The sequence below is a fragment of the Streptomyces sp. NPDC008121 genome (assembly GCF_042957155.1).
Classification (GTDB): Bacteria; Actinomycetota; Actinomycetes; order Streptomycetales; family Streptomycetaceae; genus Streptomyces.
In genome coordinates, this window is record NZ_JBIBHT010000004.1 from 521,887 (window position 1) to 539,710 (window position 17,824).

25 protein-coding genes are annotated in these 17,824 nt (G+C 71.4%); all 25 read right to left on the bottom strand.

What is annotated here, in order from left to right:
* Positions 1 to 6: 6 nt before the first annotated feature.
* Complete coding sequence (locus tag ACFZBD_RS16725; protein ID WP_391140255.1) at positions 7 to 2,211, bottom strand: phage tail tape measure protein; 2,205 nt, start codon at positions 2,209 to 2,211, stop codon at positions 7 to 9.
* A 154-nt stretch (positions 2,212 to 2,365) separates the two neighbouring features.
* On the bottom strand, positions 2,366 to 2,779 hold the full coding sequence (locus ACFZBD_RS16730) for a hypothetical protein (protein ID WP_391140257.1): 414 nt from the start codon (positions 2,777 to 2,779) through the stop codon (positions 2,366 to 2,368).
* A gap of 7 nt (positions 2,780 to 2,786) precedes the next feature.
* Positions 2,787 to 3,299 carry a hypothetical protein gene (locus ACFZBD_RS16735; RefSeq protein WP_391140258.1) on the bottom strand — a complete coding sequence of 171 codons (513 nt, stop codon included), beginning with the start codon at positions 3,297 to 3,299 and terminating at the stop codon, positions 2,787 to 2,789.
* On the bottom strand, positions 3,299 to 3,709 hold the full coding sequence (locus ACFZBD_RS16740) for a hypothetical protein (protein WP_391140260.1): 411 nt from the start codon (positions 3,707 to 3,709) through the stop codon (positions 3,299 to 3,301). The genes ACFZBD_RS16735 and ACFZBD_RS16740 overlap by 1 nt, the downstream gene beginning before the upstream one ends.
* A 6-nt stretch (positions 3,710 to 3,715) precedes the next feature.
* On the bottom strand, positions 3,716 to 4,450 hold the full coding sequence (locus tag ACFZBD_RS16745) for a hypothetical protein (RefSeq protein ID WP_391140261.1): 735 nt from the start codon (positions 4,448 to 4,450) through the stop codon (positions 3,716 to 3,718).
* Positions 4,450 to 4,899: a hypothetical protein gene (locus ACFZBD_RS16750; RefSeq protein ID WP_391140262.1), complete on the bottom strand. Its 450-nt coding sequence runs from the start codon at positions 4,897 to 4,899 to the stop codon at positions 4,450 to 4,452. Before ACFZBD_RS16750 ends, ACFZBD_RS16745 begins: the two co-directional genes overlap by 1 nt.
* Positions 4,900 to 4,911: 12 nt before the next feature.
* Complete coding sequence (locus ACFZBD_RS16755; RefSeq protein ID WP_391140264.1) at positions 4,912 to 5,511, bottom strand: phage gp6-like head-tail connector protein; 600 nt, start codon at positions 5,509 to 5,511, stop codon at positions 4,912 to 4,914.
* Between the two features lie 3 nt (positions 5,512 to 5,514).
* Positions 5,515 to 5,844 (bottom strand): hypothetical protein, encoded by a 330-nt coding sequence (locus ACFZBD_RS16760; protein WP_391140265.1) that lies wholly within the window; start codon positions 5,842 to 5,844, stop codon positions 5,515 to 5,517.
* Between the two features lie 56 nt (positions 5,845 to 5,900).
* Positions 5,901 to 7,115 carry a phage major capsid protein gene (locus tag ACFZBD_RS16765; protein WP_391140267.1) on the bottom strand — a complete coding sequence of 405 codons (1,215 nt, stop codon included), beginning with the start codon at positions 7,113 to 7,115 and terminating at the stop codon, positions 5,901 to 5,903.
* A gap of 91 nt (positions 7,116 to 7,206) precedes the next feature.
* Positions 7,207 to 7,959, bottom strand: coding sequence for an HK97 family phage prohead protease (locus ACFZBD_RS16770; RefSeq protein ID WP_391140268.1), 753 nt, complete (start codon positions 7,957 to 7,959; stop codon positions 7,207 to 7,209).
* Between the two features lies 1 nt (position 7,960).
* Positions 7,961 to 9,148: a phage portal protein gene (locus ACFZBD_RS16775; protein ID WP_391140270.1), complete on the bottom strand. Its 1,188-nt coding sequence runs from the start codon at positions 9,146 to 9,148 to the stop codon at positions 7,961 to 7,963.
* 12 nt (positions 9,149 to 9,160) lie between these two features.
* Positions 9,161 to 10,750, bottom strand: coding sequence for a terminase large subunit domain-containing protein (locus ACFZBD_RS16780; RefSeq protein ID WP_391140271.1), 1,590 nt, complete (start codon positions 10,748 to 10,750; stop codon positions 9,161 to 9,163).
* Entirely contained in the window at positions 10,707 to 11,306 is a 600-nt protein-coding gene (locus ACFZBD_RS16785; RefSeq protein WP_391140272.1) for a helix-turn-helix domain-containing protein, read from the bottom strand. Before ACFZBD_RS16785 ends, ACFZBD_RS16780 begins: the two co-directional genes overlap by 44 nt.
* Before the next feature lie 130 nt (positions 11,307 to 11,436).
* Complete coding sequence (locus tag ACFZBD_RS16790) at positions 11,437 to 11,643, bottom strand: hypothetical protein (RefSeq protein WP_391140274.1); 207 nt, start codon at positions 11,641 to 11,643, stop codon at positions 11,437 to 11,439.
* A 14-nt stretch (positions 11,644 to 11,657) separates the two neighbouring features.
* Positions 11,658 to 11,942, bottom strand: coding sequence for an HNH endonuclease (locus ACFZBD_RS16795; RefSeq protein WP_391140275.1), 285 nt, complete (start codon positions 11,940 to 11,942; stop codon positions 11,658 to 11,660).
* Positions 11,943 to 12,003: 61 nt separating this feature from the next.
* Positions 12,004 to 12,453 (bottom strand): hypothetical protein, encoded by a 450-nt coding sequence (locus tag ACFZBD_RS16800; RefSeq protein ID WP_391140277.1) that lies wholly within the window; start codon positions 12,451 to 12,453, stop codon positions 12,004 to 12,006.
* Positions 12,454 to 12,617: 164 nt separating this feature from the next.
* Positions 12,618 to 12,842, bottom strand: coding sequence for a hypothetical protein (locus tag ACFZBD_RS16805; protein ID WP_391140278.1), 225 nt, complete (start codon positions 12,840 to 12,842; stop codon positions 12,618 to 12,620).
* A gap of 365 nt (positions 12,843 to 13,207) precedes the next feature.
* Entirely contained in the window at positions 13,208 to 14,113 is a 906-nt protein-coding gene (locus tag ACFZBD_RS16810; RefSeq protein WP_391140279.1) for a hypothetical protein, read from the bottom strand.
* A gap of 5 nt (positions 14,114 to 14,118) precedes the next feature.
* Positions 14,119 to 14,418, bottom strand: a complete 300-nt coding sequence (locus ACFZBD_RS16815; protein ID WP_391140280.1) for a hypothetical protein — start codon at positions 14,416 to 14,418, stop codon at positions 14,119 to 14,121.
* An 11-nt stretch (positions 14,419 to 14,429) separates the two neighbouring features.
* Positions 14,430 to 14,594, bottom strand: a complete 165-nt coding sequence (locus tag ACFZBD_RS16820) for a hypothetical protein (protein ID WP_391140281.1) — start codon at positions 14,592 to 14,594, stop codon at positions 14,430 to 14,432.
* Positions 14,591 to 15,727 carry a hypothetical protein gene (locus ACFZBD_RS16825; RefSeq protein ID WP_391140282.1) on the bottom strand — a complete coding sequence of 379 codons (1,137 nt, stop codon included), beginning with the start codon at positions 15,725 to 15,727 and terminating at the stop codon, positions 14,591 to 14,593. The genes ACFZBD_RS16820 and ACFZBD_RS16825 overlap by 4 nt, the downstream gene beginning before the upstream one ends.
* On the bottom strand, positions 15,724 to 16,317 hold the full coding sequence (locus tag ACFZBD_RS16830) for a DUF6907 domain-containing protein (RefSeq protein ID WP_391140283.1): 594 nt from the start codon (positions 16,315 to 16,317) through the stop codon (positions 15,724 to 15,726). Before ACFZBD_RS16830 ends, ACFZBD_RS16825 begins: the two co-directional genes overlap by 4 nt.
* On the bottom strand, positions 16,314 to 16,589 hold the full coding sequence (locus ACFZBD_RS16835; protein ID WP_391140285.1) for a hypothetical protein: 276 nt from the start codon (positions 16,587 to 16,589) through the stop codon (positions 16,314 to 16,316). Before ACFZBD_RS16835 ends, ACFZBD_RS16830 begins: the two co-directional genes overlap by 4 nt.
* Entirely contained in the window at positions 16,586 to 16,744 is a 159-nt protein-coding gene (locus ACFZBD_RS16840; protein ID WP_391140286.1) for a hypothetical protein, read from the bottom strand. The genes ACFZBD_RS16835 and ACFZBD_RS16840 overlap by 4 nt, the downstream gene beginning before the upstream one ends.
* A 422-nt stretch (positions 16,745 to 17,166) precedes the next feature.
* Positions 17,167 to 17,820: a hypothetical protein gene (locus ACFZBD_RS16845; RefSeq protein WP_391140287.1), complete on the bottom strand. Its 654-nt coding sequence runs from the start codon at positions 17,818 to 17,820 to the stop codon at positions 17,167 to 17,169.
* Positions 17,821 to 17,824: the final 4 nt, after the last annotated feature.

The following is a 17,824-nucleotide window of genomic DNA, read 5'->3' on the forward strand; positions in this document are numbered from 1 at the left end:
GATCGCCTACCTCTCGTTCTGCCCGAAGGCGATCTGTACGCTCCCGCGTCCCTCGACGCGCACGAGCTTCTGCAGGAAGGTGCGGGTGGCGGAGTCGCCGCCGGTGGTGTCCAGGCGGACGATGACCATGCCGCCGGCGCCGCCGCCGCGCAGGAGGGGGGCGCCCGCGGGGGCGAGCTGGTGGCCGGTGGCCAGGGCGGCCGCGCTGGGCGGGGCCTGGACCAGCTCGGCCATGGTCCGGGCGAGCTGCGGCTGTCCGTCGTGGATGCCTTCGACGATGCCGGCGGGGATCCAGCGGCCGACGACTTCCGCCATGACCCGCGAGGGCGAGCGGATCCCAAGTGCCTTGGCGATCGGGCCGGGCACCATGGAGGACGCGAAGCTCATGAGGCTGGACTTCAGGAATCCACCCATCGAGCGGACGCCCGCGACCAGGCCGCGGATCAGTTCCTGGCCTTTGCCCCACAGGAGGTTGCCGAGGCTGCCGAGCGCACGGCCGATCATTCCCGGCAGGCCGCGGACCCAGTTGACCAGCTCGGTCGCCTTGCGGACCGACCCTGTCTTGATCCGGTCCCAGTGCTTGATGACCAGGCCGACGATCGTCCAGTTCAGGAAGAAGTTCCAGATCTGCTGGCCGATCCACTTGATCGCGCCCCACACCATGGGCCAAATCTGCTGGGTGAAGGCGAGGATGCGGTCCCAGTTGGCGATGACGAGGGCGACCAGGGCGATGACGATCGCGATGACCCAGCCGATGGGGCCCATGGCGATCAGCCACTGGGCGGCCATGGTCAGGGCCCAGATGACCGCGCGGCCGGCCATCAGCAGGAACTGGGCGGAGGAGACGACGGCGGCCCGGACGACGGCGGCGATCCAAGTTCCGATCGACACCAGCGCGGAGCCGAGCCACGCCCCGGCGGTGGTCCCGGCGGACAGGACGGCAGCCCCGGCGATCCGGGCGTAGGCGGCCAGGCCGACCGCGTTCATGCGGATCCAGTTGCCGATCACCGTCCACGCAGACGCGGAGATCAGGGCGTTGGCCCCGGCGACGATCGTGGCGATCGCACTGTAGGTGATCATGGCGGCTTTGACGACCAGTACGGTCGCGGCCAGGCCCGCGAAGGTGTACATCAGCGGGCCCATGACGGCCGCGTTCTCGCTGCCGAACTTGACGATCACCCCGGCGGCCTCGCCGAGCTCCCCCATCACCTTCCGCTTGAAGCTCTCCAGCTGGGCTTGCGGGTTGTCCCCGACCGCGGCCGTCATGCGGTCGGCGGCCCCCGACGCCTTGTCCATGCCGGCGGACGCGGCTGCCGTCGCCGGGTCGAGGGCGTACAGGGAGTCGCCCATGATGTTGGCCGGGTCGCCGAAGAGCGCCGCCGCCGCGTTGAGCCGGACGGTCTCGTTCTTCGTGCCGCGCAGGGCGTCCATCGTCATCTGGAACGCCTTCTCCGCGCTGGTGCCGCCCTCGCGCATGAGCTTGCCGACGGTCTTGCTGCTCAGCCCGATCGACTTGTACGCCGTGTCAACGGCGGTGCCGCCCTTGAGCGCTGTCTCCCCGAAGATGCCGATGGCGTCGGCGACCTGGTCGGCGTCGCGGGCACCTGCCTTGAGCGCCTGGGACAGCAGACCGGTGGCGGTCTGGCCGTCCACGCCAACGCGGCGCCACTGGGTGGAGTATTCGTTGATGGTCTCCAGGTAGTCGCCGCTCTTGTCGGCGGCGGACTGCAGGCCGACGGTGATGATGTCGAACGCCTCGTCGGCGGAGTCGGCCAGGCCGGTGCGCATGAGCTGACCGACGGCGGCGGTGGCCATGTTGAGGTCCTGGTCGAACGTCTCGGCCAGGGCGAGCGCCTTCGTCGTGACGCCTTCCAGGCCGCCCTCGGCGCCGGAGACGTCGCCGATGTTCTTGTAGACCCCGCGGATCGCCTCGTTCACGGTGGCGATGGAGTCGCCCCACGCGTTCTCGTACACCCCGGCGGCGACCTTGGACAGCTCGGCGGCCTCGGCCGGGCCGACGCCGAGTTGCGCGGCGAGTTTGTCGCCGGCCGCCTCCATCTCCAGGTTGGCCATGACGCCGGCGCCGAGCGCGGCCGCGAACCCCGCGCCGATCGTGGTCGCCGCCGTGTTGAACCGCTCGGCCATCGCGCCGACTTCCGCCGACGCCCGGTCGCGGGCGACCAGGTTGAACACGAGAGAGGTGTCCGCCACGTCGGTCACCTCCTCTTCAGTTTGGCCTCGGCCTCGTCCTGCGCGGCCTTGTAGGCGTCGAGCCAGTCCAGGAGCGCGTCGGTCTCCTCGACGGTGAAGCGGGCCCAGTCGTCGGGCCTGACCCCCAGCAGGTGGGCCGCGTTGCCGAGCTGGCTCAGTCGGCGACCGGCAGACTCGCTTTTCCCGACTCCTCGGCGTCATCGATCGCCTCGGCGATGTTCTGGTCGAACATCTCCAGGGCGGCGGCCAGCTCCTCGCCGTGCAGCCGCTCGACGGCCCCGTCGCGCATCTGCTGCCACTCCTGGCGGGAGTACTCCAGCTTCAGCTCGTCCCACTGGAAATCCACGTCCTCCCAGCGGGTCTTGGGGTGCTCGCGGCGCAGGAAGACGTACAGGAGCGCGCGGCGGCACACCGAGGAGCCCTTGAGGACGTGCTGGGTGAACTCCGAGTAGGTCATGCCGGTGCGGCGCTCGATGTCCTCGCGCTCGACGGCCATCAGGCCGCGGCGGGGGTTGTAGCGGTAGCGGGTCGGCTCGTCCTGGCCCTCGGGCTGGTAGATCAGAAACATCGTGCTCCTATCCGTCGCCCCGCGCAGCAAGGCGCCGGGCCATGTCTTCCATCGCTTCGTGGACGGCCTGGCGGTAGCGGTCGGCGTCGTTGACGAACGACTCGTCGAACCAGCCCTTCTTGCCGAACTGAGTGCGCCACGGCTCACGGCCGTAGGTGAGGGTGCGCCAGCCGCCGTCACGGCGGTTCGTGCGCTTGGGGGCGTTGGCGAAGCCCCGGAGCCCCGGGGTCTTGAACGCTTTCACTCGGGCACCGGACCAGCGGCCGCCGAGCTTGACCTCCGGGCGGATCTTCTTGGCGATGCCGGACCGCAGGCCGGCGCCGGTGCCCGCGCCGGACGAGGCCATCGCCATGATGCCGCTCTTGGCCTGGGCCGCCCCCGGGCGCAGCGCGTCGCGCATGTTCTTCGCGAGGTCCTTGCGCAGCTGCTTGCCGTCCGCCTCGGCGCGGATCGCACGCACCAGGGCGTCCAGGCCCTCATGGGTACAGGACAGCTCGAACGGCGGCCCGGAGGAGGGCATCAGGCCACCGCTCGGGTCACGGCTCCGGACGTGGGGTAGCTGACCGATACGGACGCCTCGTCGCCGACGGAGCCCTCGACGGGGTTCCAGCCCTTGATGAGCACGCTGCCGGAGTAGGCCGGGTTCGAGGCGCCGGCGGCGGACTGGTCGAGGCGGGTCACGAAGGGAACGACCGTGCCGAGCAGGGGCCACATGATGCTGTCGATCTCGGTGGCGGCGACGTCCTGGAGGAACTCGATGGAGAGCTCGCCGCTCTTCAGGCCGCCGAGGACCTGCTTCCAGCCGAGCGAGGCGTAGGTGGTGACGTCTTTGTCCTCGACCTCGACGCTTACCTCGCACTTGCGCATGTACTCGCTGAGGTCGGTGCCGTTGAGGGACAGGAACTGTGCGAGCAGGACCATCTTGGCCATGGGGGATCACCTGATTCCGAGTGAGGCAGCGAACATGAAGGACGGCGTGGTGCCGGAGATCGTCCAGGCGACCCGGTAGTGCGTGTCGGTGATGGCGGTCCCGTCGGTGCGCAGGATCTGCCCGCCGGCGGCGGTGGCCGCGGTGAACGTGGCGCGCGTGGTGGGGGACGCGAACGTCCCGTCGACGTCGGACTCGACCCGCGCGGTGACGGACGGCGTGGTGCCGGACGCGGAGAGGACGTGCAGCGCGGCGTACAGCCGCTGCCCGGCCGCGACGGCGCCCAGGTCCAGCGCGGTCCCGGTGCCACTCGCGGTGCGGGCCAGGCCCGGAGGGTGCGCGATCTGCCCGCGCGCCACGGGCCAGGACCCCTTGACGGTCCCGGACCACGGGGCGACCTCGCCGACCGCATCGCCGAAGGAGAATGCCGAGCGCATGCCCTGGGTGAGATAGGCGACCGCGCCGACCACGGAGTCCGTGGGGCACACGGTGTACGGGCCGGTCCCGCCGAACGCGGCCCAGGACGCGTCATCGACGCGGGCGGGGTCCCCGGCTTCCCACTGGCCCTCGCCGCTGATCTCCGAGGACGCGAGGCCCCCGAGGACCTCTTTCCACCCGCCGCTGCGGTAGTTGGTGGCGTCCTTGTCCTCGTGCTCCGCCGTAATTTCGATCTTGTTGGAGGCGCCGGACAGGTCCGCGCCCACCGCGAACAGACGGCAGTCGAGCAGGATTTGCTTGCCCATCAGGGGCTCCCCTCTCCGATGACCTTGATGACGATCTCGGCGCCGATGTACTGGGTGCCGGCGTGCTCGTAGAGGCGGTTGCCCTGCACCCGCAGTACGTGCAGGTCGTGCGCCAGGCCGCCGAGCGCGTACTCGCCGGGGGCGCCGCGGGCGACCTCGATGGCCGTCTTCAGCGAGGTCGGGCCGGAGCCGGACAGCATCGAGTCCAGGAGCCGCTGTGCGGACAGCTCGTCGGCGCGGCCGACGAGGATCCGGGCGGTGAACTGGATCTGGTCGAGCGCACGGCGCATCGCCTTGTCGAACTCGATCTCGTACTCGGCGACGAAGAAGTGCGGGGCGCTGACCGCGTCCGGCACGTGCGCCGTGCTGGTCAGCTTGGCCACGCCTGCGGGCAGAACGACCGCGCGGGCGGCGTCGGCGAGGGCCTGGCGGATGGCGAAGATGTCCATGGAGCGCCCCCTTTATCCGAAGCCGGGCAGGATGAAGTGCTCGATGAGCGCCCAGACGTCGGGGTCCCGGCGGGAGAGGCGGACCACACCCCACTCGGCGGACCCCGTGACACCTTCCGGGCTGTCCTTGCGCTTGTAGAGGCGGGAGGCCTGCAGGAGGGTGGCCTGCTCGATGTCCTCCGGGACGGCAGGCCACCCCCACTGGGCGGTGACGCGGACACGGCCGGTGCCGCCGGGCCAGTAGCCGGACAGCTTCCCGATCGCGGTGACCGGGCGGTCCCGGACCAGAGCGTTGTCCGGCCACGTCTCCCAGTCGGTGAGCGCGACCGTGGTCCACGAGCCGCCCGAGCCGGTCTCCACCGTGATGCTGGCGCCGCCGATGTCGTCGACGAGGAGACGCTCCCCGGCGTCGTCGCACACGACCCGCCCCGCGCTCTTGTAGATGCGGGTGGAGGCCGCCTCGTCGAGCCAGAACCGGCGGCCACAGGCACGGTCGATGCTGCGCGAGGCGGCGGTCAGGGCCTTGGACAGCAGCACGTCACGGCTGGCGTCGTCGGTCTCGACGTTCAGCATCGCCTTCAGCGTGGCCAGCTGGGCGTACTCGTTGGCCACGGTCTACTCCTTGGAGTCGCCCGCGGCGCGGGGCTTGCGCGGGGCGCGCGGGGCGCGCTTCTCGCCGGGGACGAGAGGCGTGGCCGTCTCGGTGGTGAGCGGCGCCCGGGTGTCCTCGTCGGCGGGCGGGGCCGTGGCCGTCTCGGTGTCGTCCTGGTCGGCGGTCCGGTCCTCGTCCACGTCTTCGGTCACGTCCTCGTCGGCTTCCTCGGCGATGCCGGAGGCGACCAGGTGAGCGGCCTCGGCGGTCGGCAGGTCGGCGGTCTCGCCCGCGGCCGGCCACTTCTGGCCGTTGCGGGTGCCGGACAGCGTGACCTTCATGCGGATCTTCATGGGGTGCCCTTCCTGAGGGGACGGGCGGGGGCCGCGCGCGGCGGCCCCCGCGGCGGTCAGCTCGCGCCGCCGGCGAAGTACTTGACGGCGCCGGTCTGGTCGGCCAGGACACCGTCCGCGCGCAGCAGCGCCCGGAAGGTCACCAGGTCGTTGTCGAAGTCGAAGTCGTCCGAGCGCTCGAAGCGCACGCCGCCCGCGAAGCGGATGTAGTACGCGGAGATGTCGCCGAAGATGACCGACTTCGCGTTGAGCGCGATGGCGGCGACGTTGGTGTCGGTGTACACCGGCTTGCCCAGGAGGGTGTCCGGCGTGCCGGCCTGCAGGGACGGCGCCCACAGGTACTGGCCGTTCTCGTCCTTGAGCTTGCGGACGGCGGCGATGGTGGTGTCGTCCATGATCCATCCGGCCGACCGGCTGTTCCGGTACGGCGCGATGACGCTGTAGAAGAGGTCGATCAGGTTGTCGGCGGTCGGCGCGCCGGCCACGCCGGTGCCGCCGGTGACGCCCGCTGTGGCGGAGGTGACCAGGCCGCCGGGCTGGTTCGACCCGGTGCCGGTGATGGCCGCCGTGCCGAAGCTGTTGCCGAGCGCGCGGCCGGCCTGGCGGGCGAGGAAGCCTTCCAGGTCCACGGCGCTGTCGGTCAGCAGCTCGGTGGACACCTGCATCAGCGCGCCGTACTTGTAGGCGCCGAGGGTCCGCTTGCCGAACGCGGGCTCGGAGGTCGGGATCTGCGCTCCTTCGGCGACCAGGGCGCCGGTGGTGAAGGAGGTGACGATCGGGATCTCGATCGGCTCGCCGCTGTCGGTGTTCAGGACCGTGGGCCCGGCGGACAGCAGCGCCGAGGACTCGATCATGAACTCCATGAGGCGGTTGTAGAACGAGGTGCGGACCAGGTTGCCGCCCGCCGACGCCGTGCCCTTGACCAGGGCGCGGTAGTCCACCGGCCCCTCGGGCACGATGGTGTAGGAGCGGGCCTCGCCGCGCAGGAACGCCCGCAGCTGGTCGTTGCTCTTGTCCTTGTCCGGGCCGGTGACGGGCTGGCCGAGCAGCGTGGCGAACGCCTTGTCGGCGTCGGCCGTGCGCTGCTCGGCGTCGAGGAGGGTCTTCACCCGCTCGTCGATCTGGTCGATCTCGGAGTTGAGCCGCTGGTAGGTCTGCTCTTCCTCGGCGGTCAGGTCGCGCTTGTCGGCCTCGGCGGTGTCGAGCAGGGCCTTGGCCTGCTCCCAGGCGCTGTTGCGCCGTTCCTGGATCTGCTGGATGAAGCGGGGCACGTCGCCCTCCTTGGGCATGACGACGACACCCGCGGGCCGGTGTGGCCGGGGTGTCAGGGGGATGGGATGTCGAGGTGGGTGTCGCCCTGCCTCAGAAGGTGCGGCGCTTCATCAGCTCGGCGCGCCGCTGCCGTACCGCGATCAGCGGGTGGGTTTCGCCCTGCCCGCTGTGCGGAAACTCGGTGGTCTCGGTGGTCCCGAACTTGCGGATCATGTCCTTCAGGTCCGGCACGTCCGGCGCCAGGTCGATGACAACGCGCGTCGTGCCGGTCAGGAACTTCTTCAGGTCCCCGGCCTCGGCGGCGGCCCGGACCTCCTCCAGGTCGGCGCCGGCCTTGTCCGCCAGCGACCGCAGACCGGTGGAGGTGTCCATGTAGGCGGGGGCGTTGACCGGGGCGACGTCGACCAGCGCGCCGGACAGCAGCGTGCGCAGCGGGAAGCCGTCCTCGGTCTGGCCCCAGTCGTCGGAGAACGTGCGGAACGCGAAGCTGGAGCGGCGGACGTCGCCGCGCTGGACCAGCTCGTACACGTCTTCCCGGGAGGCGGGCACGTCGACGCCGTAATCCAGGCCGGTGCCGTCGACGGCCAGGCGCAGCGTCCCGGCCTCGGTGGTGCCGAGGAGCCGGTTGTCGTCGTGGTTGTAGCGGGCCATCACGTCCGGCCAGCCGTCGCCCTCGCTCTTGGCGAAGAAGCCGGGGTCGATCCGCTCGACGAAGCCGCCCAGGTTCTGGGAGAGCTTGTTGAACTTCGCGGCGTACCCGCCGATGCGGCGGCCGCCGCCCTGGTCCTCGTCGGCGCGGACCTCGACCAGGCCGCGGGTGAAGCGGCGCTCTGCGTCGCCCATGTCAGTCCTCCTGGTTCTCGGCGGTCGCGGCCGGCGGAGCCGGTGCGGCGGGCAGTGCCCCGTAGATGTCGCCGCCCTGCCCGGGCGGGAGCGGGGAGAGGTTCTCCAGCGCGCGGACCTCGTCCCGGTTGCGCCAGCCCTGGGCCAGCGACATGCCGTGCGCGTTGTAGCGGTCGAGGGTGGAGGTGCGCATCATCGCGTCGATGTTGAACCGGACGTACTCCCGGCCCGGCATGAGCCTGCTGAACGTCGACTCCAGGCGCACCAGCCACGGCCGCAGCGTGGTGTTCACCAAGTCGAGGGAGTTCAGCTCCACCGTCGAGTAGGTGAGAGACCCGCCGGACTCGCCGCCGACCTTTTCCGGCGGGACGCCGTAGATGACTGCGATCTGGGTGGCGTTGAGCCGCATCGACTCGACGAACTGCGACTCCTCGGGGCTGACGGACAGGGCGGTGAAGTCCCAGTCCGAGCCGATGACCAGCGGCTTACGCGCCCGGATGCGGGAGGACAGCCGGTCGCTGATCTCCTCGGCCTCGTCCGGGTTGATCGCCTTGCTGCCGTTCTTCAGCACGGCGGGCGGGGTGCCGCCGTTGCGGAACCAGGACCGGCCGTACTCGGTGACCGCCAGGCCGGCGCCGATGGTGTGCGCGAACGCGGCGACCGGGGACAGGCCCACGACCCTGCCCGGCATCACCACCCAGGGGATGTGCACGATCAGGGACCGGTCGACCTCGCGGCCCTGCCAGTAGTACACGGGCTTGACCGGGTTGTACTCGTCGACCCAGACGTCGTCAGGGTTCAGCCACTCGATCATCGTGGGGAAGCCGAGCGGATCCCGCTGCGTGATCAGTCCGTAGGCGTTGCCGCGCAGCGCCATCGAGACGACGCACTTGTGCAGCCACGTCACCAGGTCGCCGAACGCGTCCGGTGCCCAGAACAGCGCGGGGACGAAGCTGATGGGCTCCCGCGAGGAGCCGTCCCGGCGGAACAGCTGCAGCGGCAGGGAAGAGACGTTGTCGGCGATCAGCCGCACGGCCCCGAACACCGGGACCAGCGACACCGCGTTCGCGGTCGACACCGTCACCGTCGACGGGCCGCCCGCACTCCACGGAAGGGACGTGATCGCCCGCTTCGCCACCTCGCCGAACCGGCGGAACGGCGCGGTAAGCGCCCTCGTCCACCGTGGCATACCGCCACCTCCTCACAGCACGCTGTCGAGCGCGTCGTAGTCGTCGAGCACGGCGGGCCCCTTGGCCAGCAGCGCCCAGCGGGCTTCGGTCACGGCGATCAGCGGCGCCACGTCCACCAGGGACGCGGTGCGGTCCAGGACCCAGGCGTCGCCGACCCGGCGGGTGCGGGCGCCGCTGACGGCGGCCGTGAGCGGGGCCTGGTCGATGTGCGCCACCGTGCTCTGGTTCAGCGCGTCGGCCAGCTGGCCGCACGCCTCGGTCATGTCGCCGTGCCGCATCACCACCAGGTGGCCGCGGTGCGGCTTGTCCTTGTCCTCCGGGACGGTGATCCCGGCCGTGGTGAAGTCGTCGATCAGCGAGCCGGCCGGAGCACCGGACGAGGCAACCGCCACGACCAGCGGCCGCCACAGCTCGGCGAGCCGCGCGACCGCGGGCACCACCCAGTCCGTACCGGCGCGCCGGTCGACGACTTCCAGATGGACGCGTCCGTCGGGGCGCCTGATCGCAGCCCCGATGGACGCGTGCTTGCGGTCCTGCGAGACGTCCACGGCCAGCGCCATCTCCCCGGCGGCCGGCCGGGAAGCCGGATCGGTGAGCCCGGGCCAGGCCGTCTTGGGGACGTTCGGATCGTCAGGCGGAGAGGCCCGGCGGGTGCGGTTCAGATAGGCCCGGTCGAACTCGGCCGGGTCGAGCTTCTCCAGCTCGGCCCGGATCGTCTCCTCGGTCACCGTGAACCCGAGCGCGGGCAGCGTGGCGTACCAGGTTGCCGGGTCGTCCCGGGGCATGTCCTCGGGAGCGAACCACTCGAAGTAGGCCGCGCGCGGCCGGGGCGCTGCGGCGTCCTCGGCGAGCGCCGCCCACAGAGCCTCGATGAGCTCGCGGCCCTTGGCCCGCTTCTTGTTCAGCCACACCGATTTCTCGGTGCCCCCCGCGCTCGCCCACCACAGCTGGGCCATCGCCCGGGTCAGCATGGCCGGGCTGAACGCCTGCTCCAGGCGGTCGTCCTCGTGGGCGAACGCCTCGTCGATGAACCCGAGGTCGAGCGGCGGGCCGTGGCCGGCCTTCTCCGTGTTGGCCGTGATGCCCATGCGTGAGCGGGTCGGGCCCCACAGGATCGCCTCGTTGCCGTTGCTCTTGCGGATCCGGGCCCGCTTGGCCAGCGGCGAGCCGCTGATCTTCTCCCAGAACTCATCTTCCCAGCGCTGCCGGGCCATGCCCCGGGTCTGCGCGGCGTAGATGATGTTCTGCCGGGGGAACGCGAGGGCGCGGTGGACCTGTGCGCCGAGGGTGAGCTCCGTCTTTCCCTGCTGGCGGGAGACGCTGAGACCGACCTCCCGGTGGACGAACACGCCGGTGGCCGGGTCGATTTCGAGGGCGACGTCGGTCACGTACCGCTGCCACGGCATCGGCGGGGCGCCGAGCGCGGCCATCACCTTCCACAGCTTCGGCCCCAGGCTGGGAAAAGCGGGGTTGCGCGGGGTGCCCCAGCGCGGCGGGCAGGTCAGGCCGTACCGCTCCAGCAGATCGGCGGCGAACTCAGCCGGCGGCGCCCAGGTGTCAGACGACCCCGAGGTCATCGAGGCCGTCGTCATCGTCGTCATCCGTCGCCCGTCCCTCCAGCAGCGCGGCGACGGTCGCCCGGAGTTCACGCGTCAGCTGCGGCAGGATCCTCGGGTCGGCAGGGACCGGGACCGGGGTGCCGCACTCGTCGCACTCGACCGGCTCGCGTCCGTCGATCTGTTCGGCCAGCCGCACGGCGGTCGCGGCCAGCGTCGGCTCCATGCCGGTGAGGTCGCCGAGGTGCTCGATGTCCTCGGCGAGCGCCGCGCTCACGGCGCCGATCTCGTCGAGGACGACACCAGCGGTGGACGCACCGCGCACACCGGCTGCACCGGCGGCCGGAGACGCGGCGGCCGCGGGGAAGAGCAGAGCGACGGGCACCCCGAAGGCGGCGGCGATGGCCACCAGGTCGTCCACGTCGACCCGCCTCGTGGCGGCCTCGACGCGGGACAGGACCGACTGGGACATCGGCCGGCCCCGGGTGGCCAGGCGCTCACCGAGCGTCTCCTGATCCCAGCCCCGGGCCTCGCGCAGCCGGGTCACGGCCTGGCCCACGTGGACCCCGGCCGGGCCGATCTCCAGGGGGCGAGCAGCCATGGGGAACCTCCCGGGCTCGGGGCTCAGCAACCGCATATGGGCTGGTCAGGGCCGGGGGGAGAAAAATAGAAGCTGGGCGCGGGGCTGAGAAGATGATCTTCCAAAAGGAAGCGGGCCCGCCTCGGCCGGATCAGTACTCCGAGCTGACGCATTCGGACAGGGGCTCGGGCATGTGCTTGTGGAACTCATCCTTGATGGAGGCCAGCTCCGTCCACCCACTGTCGTAGCCGCAGTTGCAGACGAGGATGGCCAGGCCGGTGCGCTCCTGGGTGATCCAGTCGCCATTGCGGCCGGTGATGGCGATCTGGAGGGTGAGTCTGGCGTCGTGCCGGAGCATGGCGCTCTCCTTGGTCAGGGGCCGGCGTACCAGTCGCGTGAGGTGATCAGGCGTGGCGCGGCGCGGTCGCCCTTCTCGCCGTTGCACTTCCGGCCGCAGGTGGGGCAGCCGTTGACGCCGTGGGCGGGGGCCCAGTTGTCCTGGTCCCGGGCGAGGTGGGGTGCCTTGCTCACGGGGGTGATGTGGTCGATGACGTCGGCGCCGGCGTGGCCGCAGATGTGGCAGACGTCCTGCTCGGCGAGGAAGCGGGCGCGGGCCTTGCGGTAGCCGTAGGCGGTCAGGTCGTCCCGCTTGGCCATGGCTACCTCCGGGCATGCGTCGGCCCGGCCTACGTGCTGCGCGGGCCGGGCCAGGGGTTGACTAGAAGTCGGGGCAGAGGTGCGTGTGTACCGCCTTGACGATCTTCCGGCCGGTGTCGGGAGTGGCGATGTCGGGGAGCCGGGTGCCGACGGTGAAACGCTCCAGCGCGGTCTCCGCGAGCTTGGCTTCGTCCTTGGTGGTCTTGATGCTGCCGCACTGGTTGATGCCGCGGCTCACGGCCTGGTCTTCCTTGCCGGACTTGATGATGCGGGGGTCAATGGCGTTGAGCGCGTCGAGGTAGGCCTGGCGGGTGGTGGCGTCGGGGTCGGGCGGGAGGCCGGCGGCGGCTCGGATGCTGGCCTTGGCTTCGGGGCTAAGGGTGGCTGGAGGCTTGGATTCTGCCGGGGTGGCCTTGGGCTTGGCGGCCGGATCGGGCGTGGCCGTGGTGCCGCAAGCGGCGAGGAGGACGGCCGAGATGACGGCGAGGGCCGTGGTGGTGAGTCTGCGCATCGGGTCAGCCTGCCGGATTGTGCACAGACTGAGGATGTGGGTGATCGTCTCGTGACATTCGGAAGGCCCCGACCGGTGTGGGTCGGGGCCTTCTTGAAGTCTGGGGTCAGCCTGCGTGTGGGCATGGCTGTACTCGCAAATCGTGGCGCACGGATCGTTACACGTCAAGCGGCGTTGACAGCGCGTTGCCCGGGCCGGTTCGGCTTGGCGGCTCCGCGGGCGGCCTGAACGTCGGCGATGCGGTAGACGGGCCGCTTGGGCGTGCCGCCGCAGCGGGTGAGGACCCCGCGCCGAACCCAGTCGCGGATGGTGGCGGGCTGGACGCCGGCGGCGAGCGCGGCCATGGACGTGGTGAGGGTGCCGGCGGGCGGCTGGACGTACTCGCTCATGGGTCCATGATCTCGCACGAGCGCCCCACCGGGCGCTGTTCCGGTGGGGCGCTTCGGGTCGAGCGGCGCGGGCAGCCAGTCCGCAATCAGTCCTACTTCTCTGACGTGTTCACGGTACGACGGGCCACTGACAGCGGGCGCCGCACGTGCAGCCCGTGGCTACTTCTCCTGCGCGGGGTTGGTGGTGGTGGTGGTCTTCTTCGCGGCGTCGGCGGCGGCCTTCGACTGCTCGTTGCGGCGGCGGAGCTCGTCGAGGGACATGCTCGTCTGCAGTGCCATGCTGGTGGTCCTGTCTCGTGTGTGGGATGGGGAGCGGGGCGGCCGGTGTCTTGGCGGATTGCGGCCGCCCTGCGTCATGAGGTGGGTCAGCCGAGGAACTCGGTGCGCGGGTCGGCGACGGCGCGCGCGAGGAGGCCGTAGGGGTCGATGGGCGCGGGCGGCGGGAAGTGGTGGCCGGCGGGGCACATCAGGTGCCCGGGGCCACCGTCGGGGCCGTAGACGGTCAGCTCCTTGTCGGCGCTGCACTCGGGGCAGGTGACGGTGCCGCCGTCGGGGAGGGTGACGCGTCCTCGGATGGTGATGTCGTGGCGGTCGGTCATGGGGAACTCCTTCTGTGGGTGGGGTCTACGGCCCTTCTGGGCCTGGTCTACAACCGCTTCCGAAGTGCTCTGACCTGCGTCTACAGGCTCGGAAGGGGGGTCTACGGGTGTGGGGGAGAGGAGGGCGGCGATGTCGGCGGCCTTGATGCCGATGCGGCCTCCCTGGTCGCCGAGGCGGATCTGCTGGATCGGGACGCCGCACCGGACGAGGAGCGCTCGGAGGCGGGTGTCGTCGAGGTGCGCGGCGGCCGGTCGGGCCCGGAAGGCGGCGTAGAGCTCGCGGACGTGGATGCCGGGCCGGTCGCCGATGAGCGCCTGGACGCCGAGGAGGAACCGGCGCCGCAGCTCGTCCTCGGTGAGGGGGACGGGCCGCCCGGCTCGCCATGCCGCTACCGCGTAGGCGCCGGCGGCGACGGCCAGCAGCTGGGGCTGTTCGTTCCCCGTGCGCCAGGCCATGAGAGCGCCGAAGGCGAGACCGGACGCACGGGCGGCGACGATCTTGCCTCGGGCCGTGTGGTTCTCGGCGAGGGCCCACCCGCGAAGCCGGCCGTAGAGCTTGAGGTGGCCGATGCTGATGCGGCGGGGGTGGATGCGCTGCGCTGCCCACCCGGGCCGCCCGCGCCCCCAGTTGGGCACGGGCGGCAGTTCGAGGGTGTCGGCCTCGGGGTCCACGAGGGTCAGACGCTGCCGGCGAAGGTGGCGACCATCTGCGCGAGGTTGCCGAAGAACATGCCGATCATGGTTCCGAGCTGGGTGCCGGATAGGGACAGGCCGAGGCCGAGGCAGACGAACGCGGGCGGCAAGTGGAGCTTCTTGTTCTTGTCGCCGTGCTTGAACATCCACCAGGCCGCTCCGCTCAGGGCGAGGATCAGCAGGACGGAGATCGGGACGGATCCGCTCTGTCCGGCGACGGCGGCGGGGGCGGCCATGGTGTGGGCGGACGCGGTGTCGATGGCGGCGATGAGGCTGGTCTTCACGGGGCTGTCCTTCAGTACGAGAGCGCGGTGATCGCGGCGATGAGGAGCAGGGCGCCGAGGGCGGCGCGGGCGGCGATGCGGCGGGCCGGGGATCCGGCGGGCAGGATGCGGGCGGCGATGAGGGCCGCGGGGATCCCGAGGAGGCCGTAGTAGCCGAGGGCGTGGTACGTGATCACAGGAAGCCGCCTTCCATCGGGCGCGGCTGGGGCGGCTGCTCCTGGTCGTCCTTCTTGGCCCGGGACAGGACGGTCCGGACGTAGGGCGCATCGACGGTGATGCGGTTGATGCGCTGGACGCGTTCGACGATGTCGGCGGCCTTCGGCTTGGGGCCGAGCGCGGCGGCCGCGTCGAGGATCGCCCGCGCTTTCGTGGGGGCCGGAAGGGGCGTGACCTGCGGTGCATCAGGCCGCGCATCAGGCGCATCGTCCCGTTCGACGGAGACGCTCGCCGGGGGCCGGCCGAGGACGAGGACGACGTCGACGGCGTCCACGGTCACGCCGTGCTCGACGAGCAGCGAGGCGAGTTCGGCGGGGGTCGCATCAGGGTGCGCATCACCGGTGATGCGGATGGCGGCCTCGGGATCCATCTCGGCGAAGCGGCGGCGCAGGACCTCGCGCGCGGAGTGCCGTGAAGGGGCTGCTGCGCGGGCCGGGGTGGCCGGGGCTGGGGCCGGGGCGCCCATCATGGTGCGGAGTGCGGTGTCGGCTCCCTCGGTGATGCGGTCGCGCTGCACGCTGAGGAGTTCTGTGGACAGCTCGGTGTCGTTCGCGCCGATGATGCGGGCGAGGCGCCAGGTGGCGCGCTCGGAGTGCCAGCGGGCGAGGCTGCTGGGGTGGCTGCGTGCGCGGGCCTGGTGGAAGGCGAGGGCCCGGGCGGCGGCTGCGTTTCGGCGGGCGGTCTCGGCGTCGTGGCGCGTGCGGTAGATGACGATGCGGCGGGCGACGAGGCCGATGCCTTCGGCAGCGCCGCACATGGCCATCGGGGTCACGCAGTAGACCACCGACTCGGTGACGCCGTCGGCGACGGCCAGGCCGACCGCGGCGGCGCCGAGGGGCGCTCCCCACAGGCCGGCCCGGACGACGGTCGGCGCGGTCTGGCCGAACATCGTGAGCAGGACGAGGACCAGGGCGAGGACGAGGACGAGTCCCTCGCCGGCCGCGACGACGCCGATAGCGGTCTCGCTGCGGCCGAACTCGACGGCCACGTTGGTGTAGGTGGCCCAGCCGCCGCCGGCCCCGACGGCGAGCATGGGCAGGACGGCGGCGATGAGGACGGTGATCTGCCCGGCGGTGAGCTTCTGTTCGGTCACGGCGTCCGACCCTCCTCGGCGTGGAGGGCGGCCAGCTCGCCGGCGAGCGTCCGCAGGTGCATGGCGTGCACGGTGAGGGCGGCGGCGAGCATGCGGAGTTGGGTGGGGTCGAGGGTGCGGGCGTACCCGGTCTGCTCGACGTACAGGCCGGTGGTGGTGGTGCCGTGCTCGGCGAGGGGGCGCTGGGTCAGCATGGCGACGAGGAGCTGCTCGCCCTCGAAAGCGAAACTGTGCTCGGGGCCGGTGTGGGCGATGTCGGCGCGGCGGACGGGCGCCTGCCCAGCGTGGCCGGCGCACCACGACGGCTCCACCAGGGTCACGCCCCCGTGGTCACGGGTCGCAACCGTCACCGTGCCGCCGGCCGACCGCTCGCGCGGCTGGGCGACGTACAGCGGCTCTTCCGGGCGGTTGGGCCATGTGCGGCCGTACACGTCGCGGTGGGGGTCGTGGCTGGCCTTGTTCCAGATGCACGGGTAGCCGGGCTGCATCGGCTGCGGGGCGCCGCACACGGCCGGGTCACCATCGAGGGCGCCCTGGTGCCAGTCGCGGAGCTCGGCCGGCACACCCTCGAGCGGGTCGGGGGTGTTCACAGGGTCACTCCCTGCGCGACGAGCCGCAGCTGAGCGGCGTACTCCCCGCGGGTCTCGCCGTCGCGAACGGCCGGGGCCGCGACGAGGAAGTCCTGCTCGGCGTCGTAGGCAGCCTCGGTCGGGCCGTGCATCTTCTCGGCGAGCACGAGAGCCTGACCGAGACGGATGCCCTCGCTCATGGCGGCGTTCGGCCGGAGCGCGTCGAGCTTGGCGGCGAGCTGTAGGAGGAGTTCGCGGGTGTCGTCGCTGAGGACGGGCGCGGGCTGGGTCATCGCGCACCGCCGCGGGCGGTAATGGATCCGGTGACGCCGGCCTCGGTGGCACGCACGGTGATCGTGCGTCCGTCGAGGCGGCGGGTGATGCCGACGGCGATGATGCGCCGGGGTGGGGCGGACGGTGTTGTGTGGGCCCGCATAAGATTCGGCATAGCCGAGCCTCCTGGTCAGATCAGGACGTGTTCGGTCAGCTCCCAAATCGGCGTTCGCGCGCCGTCTGGGTGCCGGGTAGGAGCCCTCCGGTGGACGTTGCAGTCGTCCGTGCCGGGGGGCCTACTTGTTGCCTATTCGGTTGTGGGGTCGGCTGGCGTTGCAGTCGCCGTGCCGTACTCGTTGATCACTCGTCGCACGATGCGGACGTCGATTCCGGTCTCCCGGGCGACAGCCTTCTTGGATCCGAGTTCTCGGACGCCTTCTTCGAACGCTTCCGCTCGTCTCCGGGCGCTGGCCGCGACCTCTTCTCGCAGTTCCCGCTGTCGCTGAGATTCCGCAGCGACTCGCTCGCGCCAGTTAGGTGTTGGCACGCAGGTCAGTCTAGGGGGACACAGTGTCCCCCTGCAAGCCCATTCCGCCTTCAACTCGCCACCTCTTCCGCGTGGTTCGCGGCGTCCTGGTCGATCCACTCGCGCAGGACGCCCCACTCGTGCGGCTCGAACGCGCACCCGCACCACCGGCACGTCACCGCCCGCTCACCGGGGTAGTGCCGCAGAACCGCGCCGCAGATCGCCCCCGACGGGTCGACGGCCGGGCACTTCCCGAGTCGCGTCCCCCGTTCCGCCCGGTCATGCGGTCCCACGACCGACGCCACATCCCGCTCGAGGTCGCGAATCTCCTCCGCGAAGGTGCCGGCCATGGGCCAGCTGGCGGCGATCCACCCCAGGTTCAAGGACAGAGCGCGGGCTGCCCGGTGCAATCGCGTTTCGACGAGCCCGGTGACCGCCGGCTCCTTCCAACCGCGGTCGGCTTGCATGGCGGAGCGCCAGTCCTCGAGGACGCCGACCAGGCCGCCAGGGCCGCGGAGGGCGAGGACGTGCTCGGAGACGGGGAGCGGCGCGGGGCCGCCTTTTCCACTGCTTCCGTGCTGGGCGGGTCTGGCCTGAGGGGCCAGGAACGCGGCGAGGGCGGTGTACATGAGGGGCATGCGGTCGAGCCGCCGGGCGGTCGAGGCCGAGCAGCCGGGACAGAGGTAGCCGTCGGTCTCGTGGCGTTCGCACAACTGGCAGATCATGCTG

Bases quoted from the DNA above. Each gene is read 5' to 3' on its own strand.
- ACFZBD_RS16730 (WP_391140257.1), bottom strand. From the start codon at position 2,779: ATGTTTCTGATCTACCAGCCCGAGGGCCAGGACGAGCCGACCCGCTAC.
- ACFZBD_RS16735 (WP_391140258.1), bottom strand. From the start codon at position 3,299: ATGCCCTCCTCCGGGCCGCCGTTCGAGCTGTCCTGTACCCATGAGGGC.
- ACFZBD_RS16740 (WP_391140260.1), bottom strand. From the start codon at position 3,709: ATGGCCAAGATGGTCCTGCTCGCACAGTTCCTGTCCCTCAACGGCACC.
- ACFZBD_RS16745 (WP_391140261.1), bottom strand. From the start codon at position 4,450: ATGGGCAAGCAAATCCTGCTCGACTGCCGTCTGTTCGCGGTGGGCGCG.
- ACFZBD_RS16750 (WP_391140262.1), bottom strand. From the start codon at position 4,899: ATGGACATCTTCGCCATCCGCCAGGCCCTCGCCGACGCCGCCCGCGCG.
- ACFZBD_RS16760 (WP_391140265.1), bottom strand. From the start codon at position 5,844: ATGAAGATCCGCATGAAGGTCACGCTGTCCGGCACCCGCAACGGCCAG.
- ACFZBD_RS16770 (WP_391140268.1), bottom strand. From the start codon at position 7,959: ATGGGCGACGCAGAGCGCCGCTTCACCCGCGGCCTGGTCGAGGTCCGC.
- ACFZBD_RS16775 (WP_391140270.1), bottom strand. From the start codon at position 9,148: ATGCCACGGTGGACGAGGGCGCTTACCGCGCCGTTCCGCCGGTTCGGC.
- ACFZBD_RS16780 (WP_391140271.1), bottom strand. From the start codon at position 10,750: ATGACGACGATGACGACGGCCTCGATGACCTCGGGGTCGTCTGACACC.
- ACFZBD_RS16785 (WP_391140272.1), bottom strand. From the start codon at position 11,306: ATGGCTGCTCGCCCCCTGGAGATCGGCCCGGCCGGGGTCCACGTGGGC.
- ACFZBD_RS16790 (WP_391140274.1), bottom strand. From the start codon at position 11,643: ATGCTCCGGCACGACGCCAGACTCACCCTCCAGATCGCCATCACCGGC.
- ACFZBD_RS16795 (WP_391140275.1), bottom strand. From the start codon at position 11,942: ATGGCCAAGCGGGACGACCTGACCGCCTACGGCTACCGCAAGGCCCGC.
- ACFZBD_RS16800 (WP_391140277.1), bottom strand. From the start codon at position 12,453: ATGCGCAGACTCACCACCACGGCCCTCGCCGTCATCTCGGCCGTCCTC.
- ACFZBD_RS16805 (WP_391140278.1), bottom strand. From the start codon at position 12,842: ATGAGCGAGTACGTCCAGCCGCCCGCCGGCACCCTCACCACGTCCATG.
- ACFZBD_RS16835 (WP_391140285.1), bottom strand. From the start codon at position 16,589: ATGACCCAGCCCGCGCCCGTCCTCAGCGACGACACCCGCGAACTCCTC.
- ACFZBD_RS16840 (WP_391140286.1), bottom strand. From the start codon at position 16,744: ATGCCGAATCTTATGCGGGCCCACACAACACCGTCCGCCCCACCCCGG.
- ACFZBD_RS16845 (WP_391140287.1), bottom strand. From the start codon at position 17,820: ATGATCTGCCAGTTGTGCGAACGCCACGAGACCGACGGCTACCTCTGT.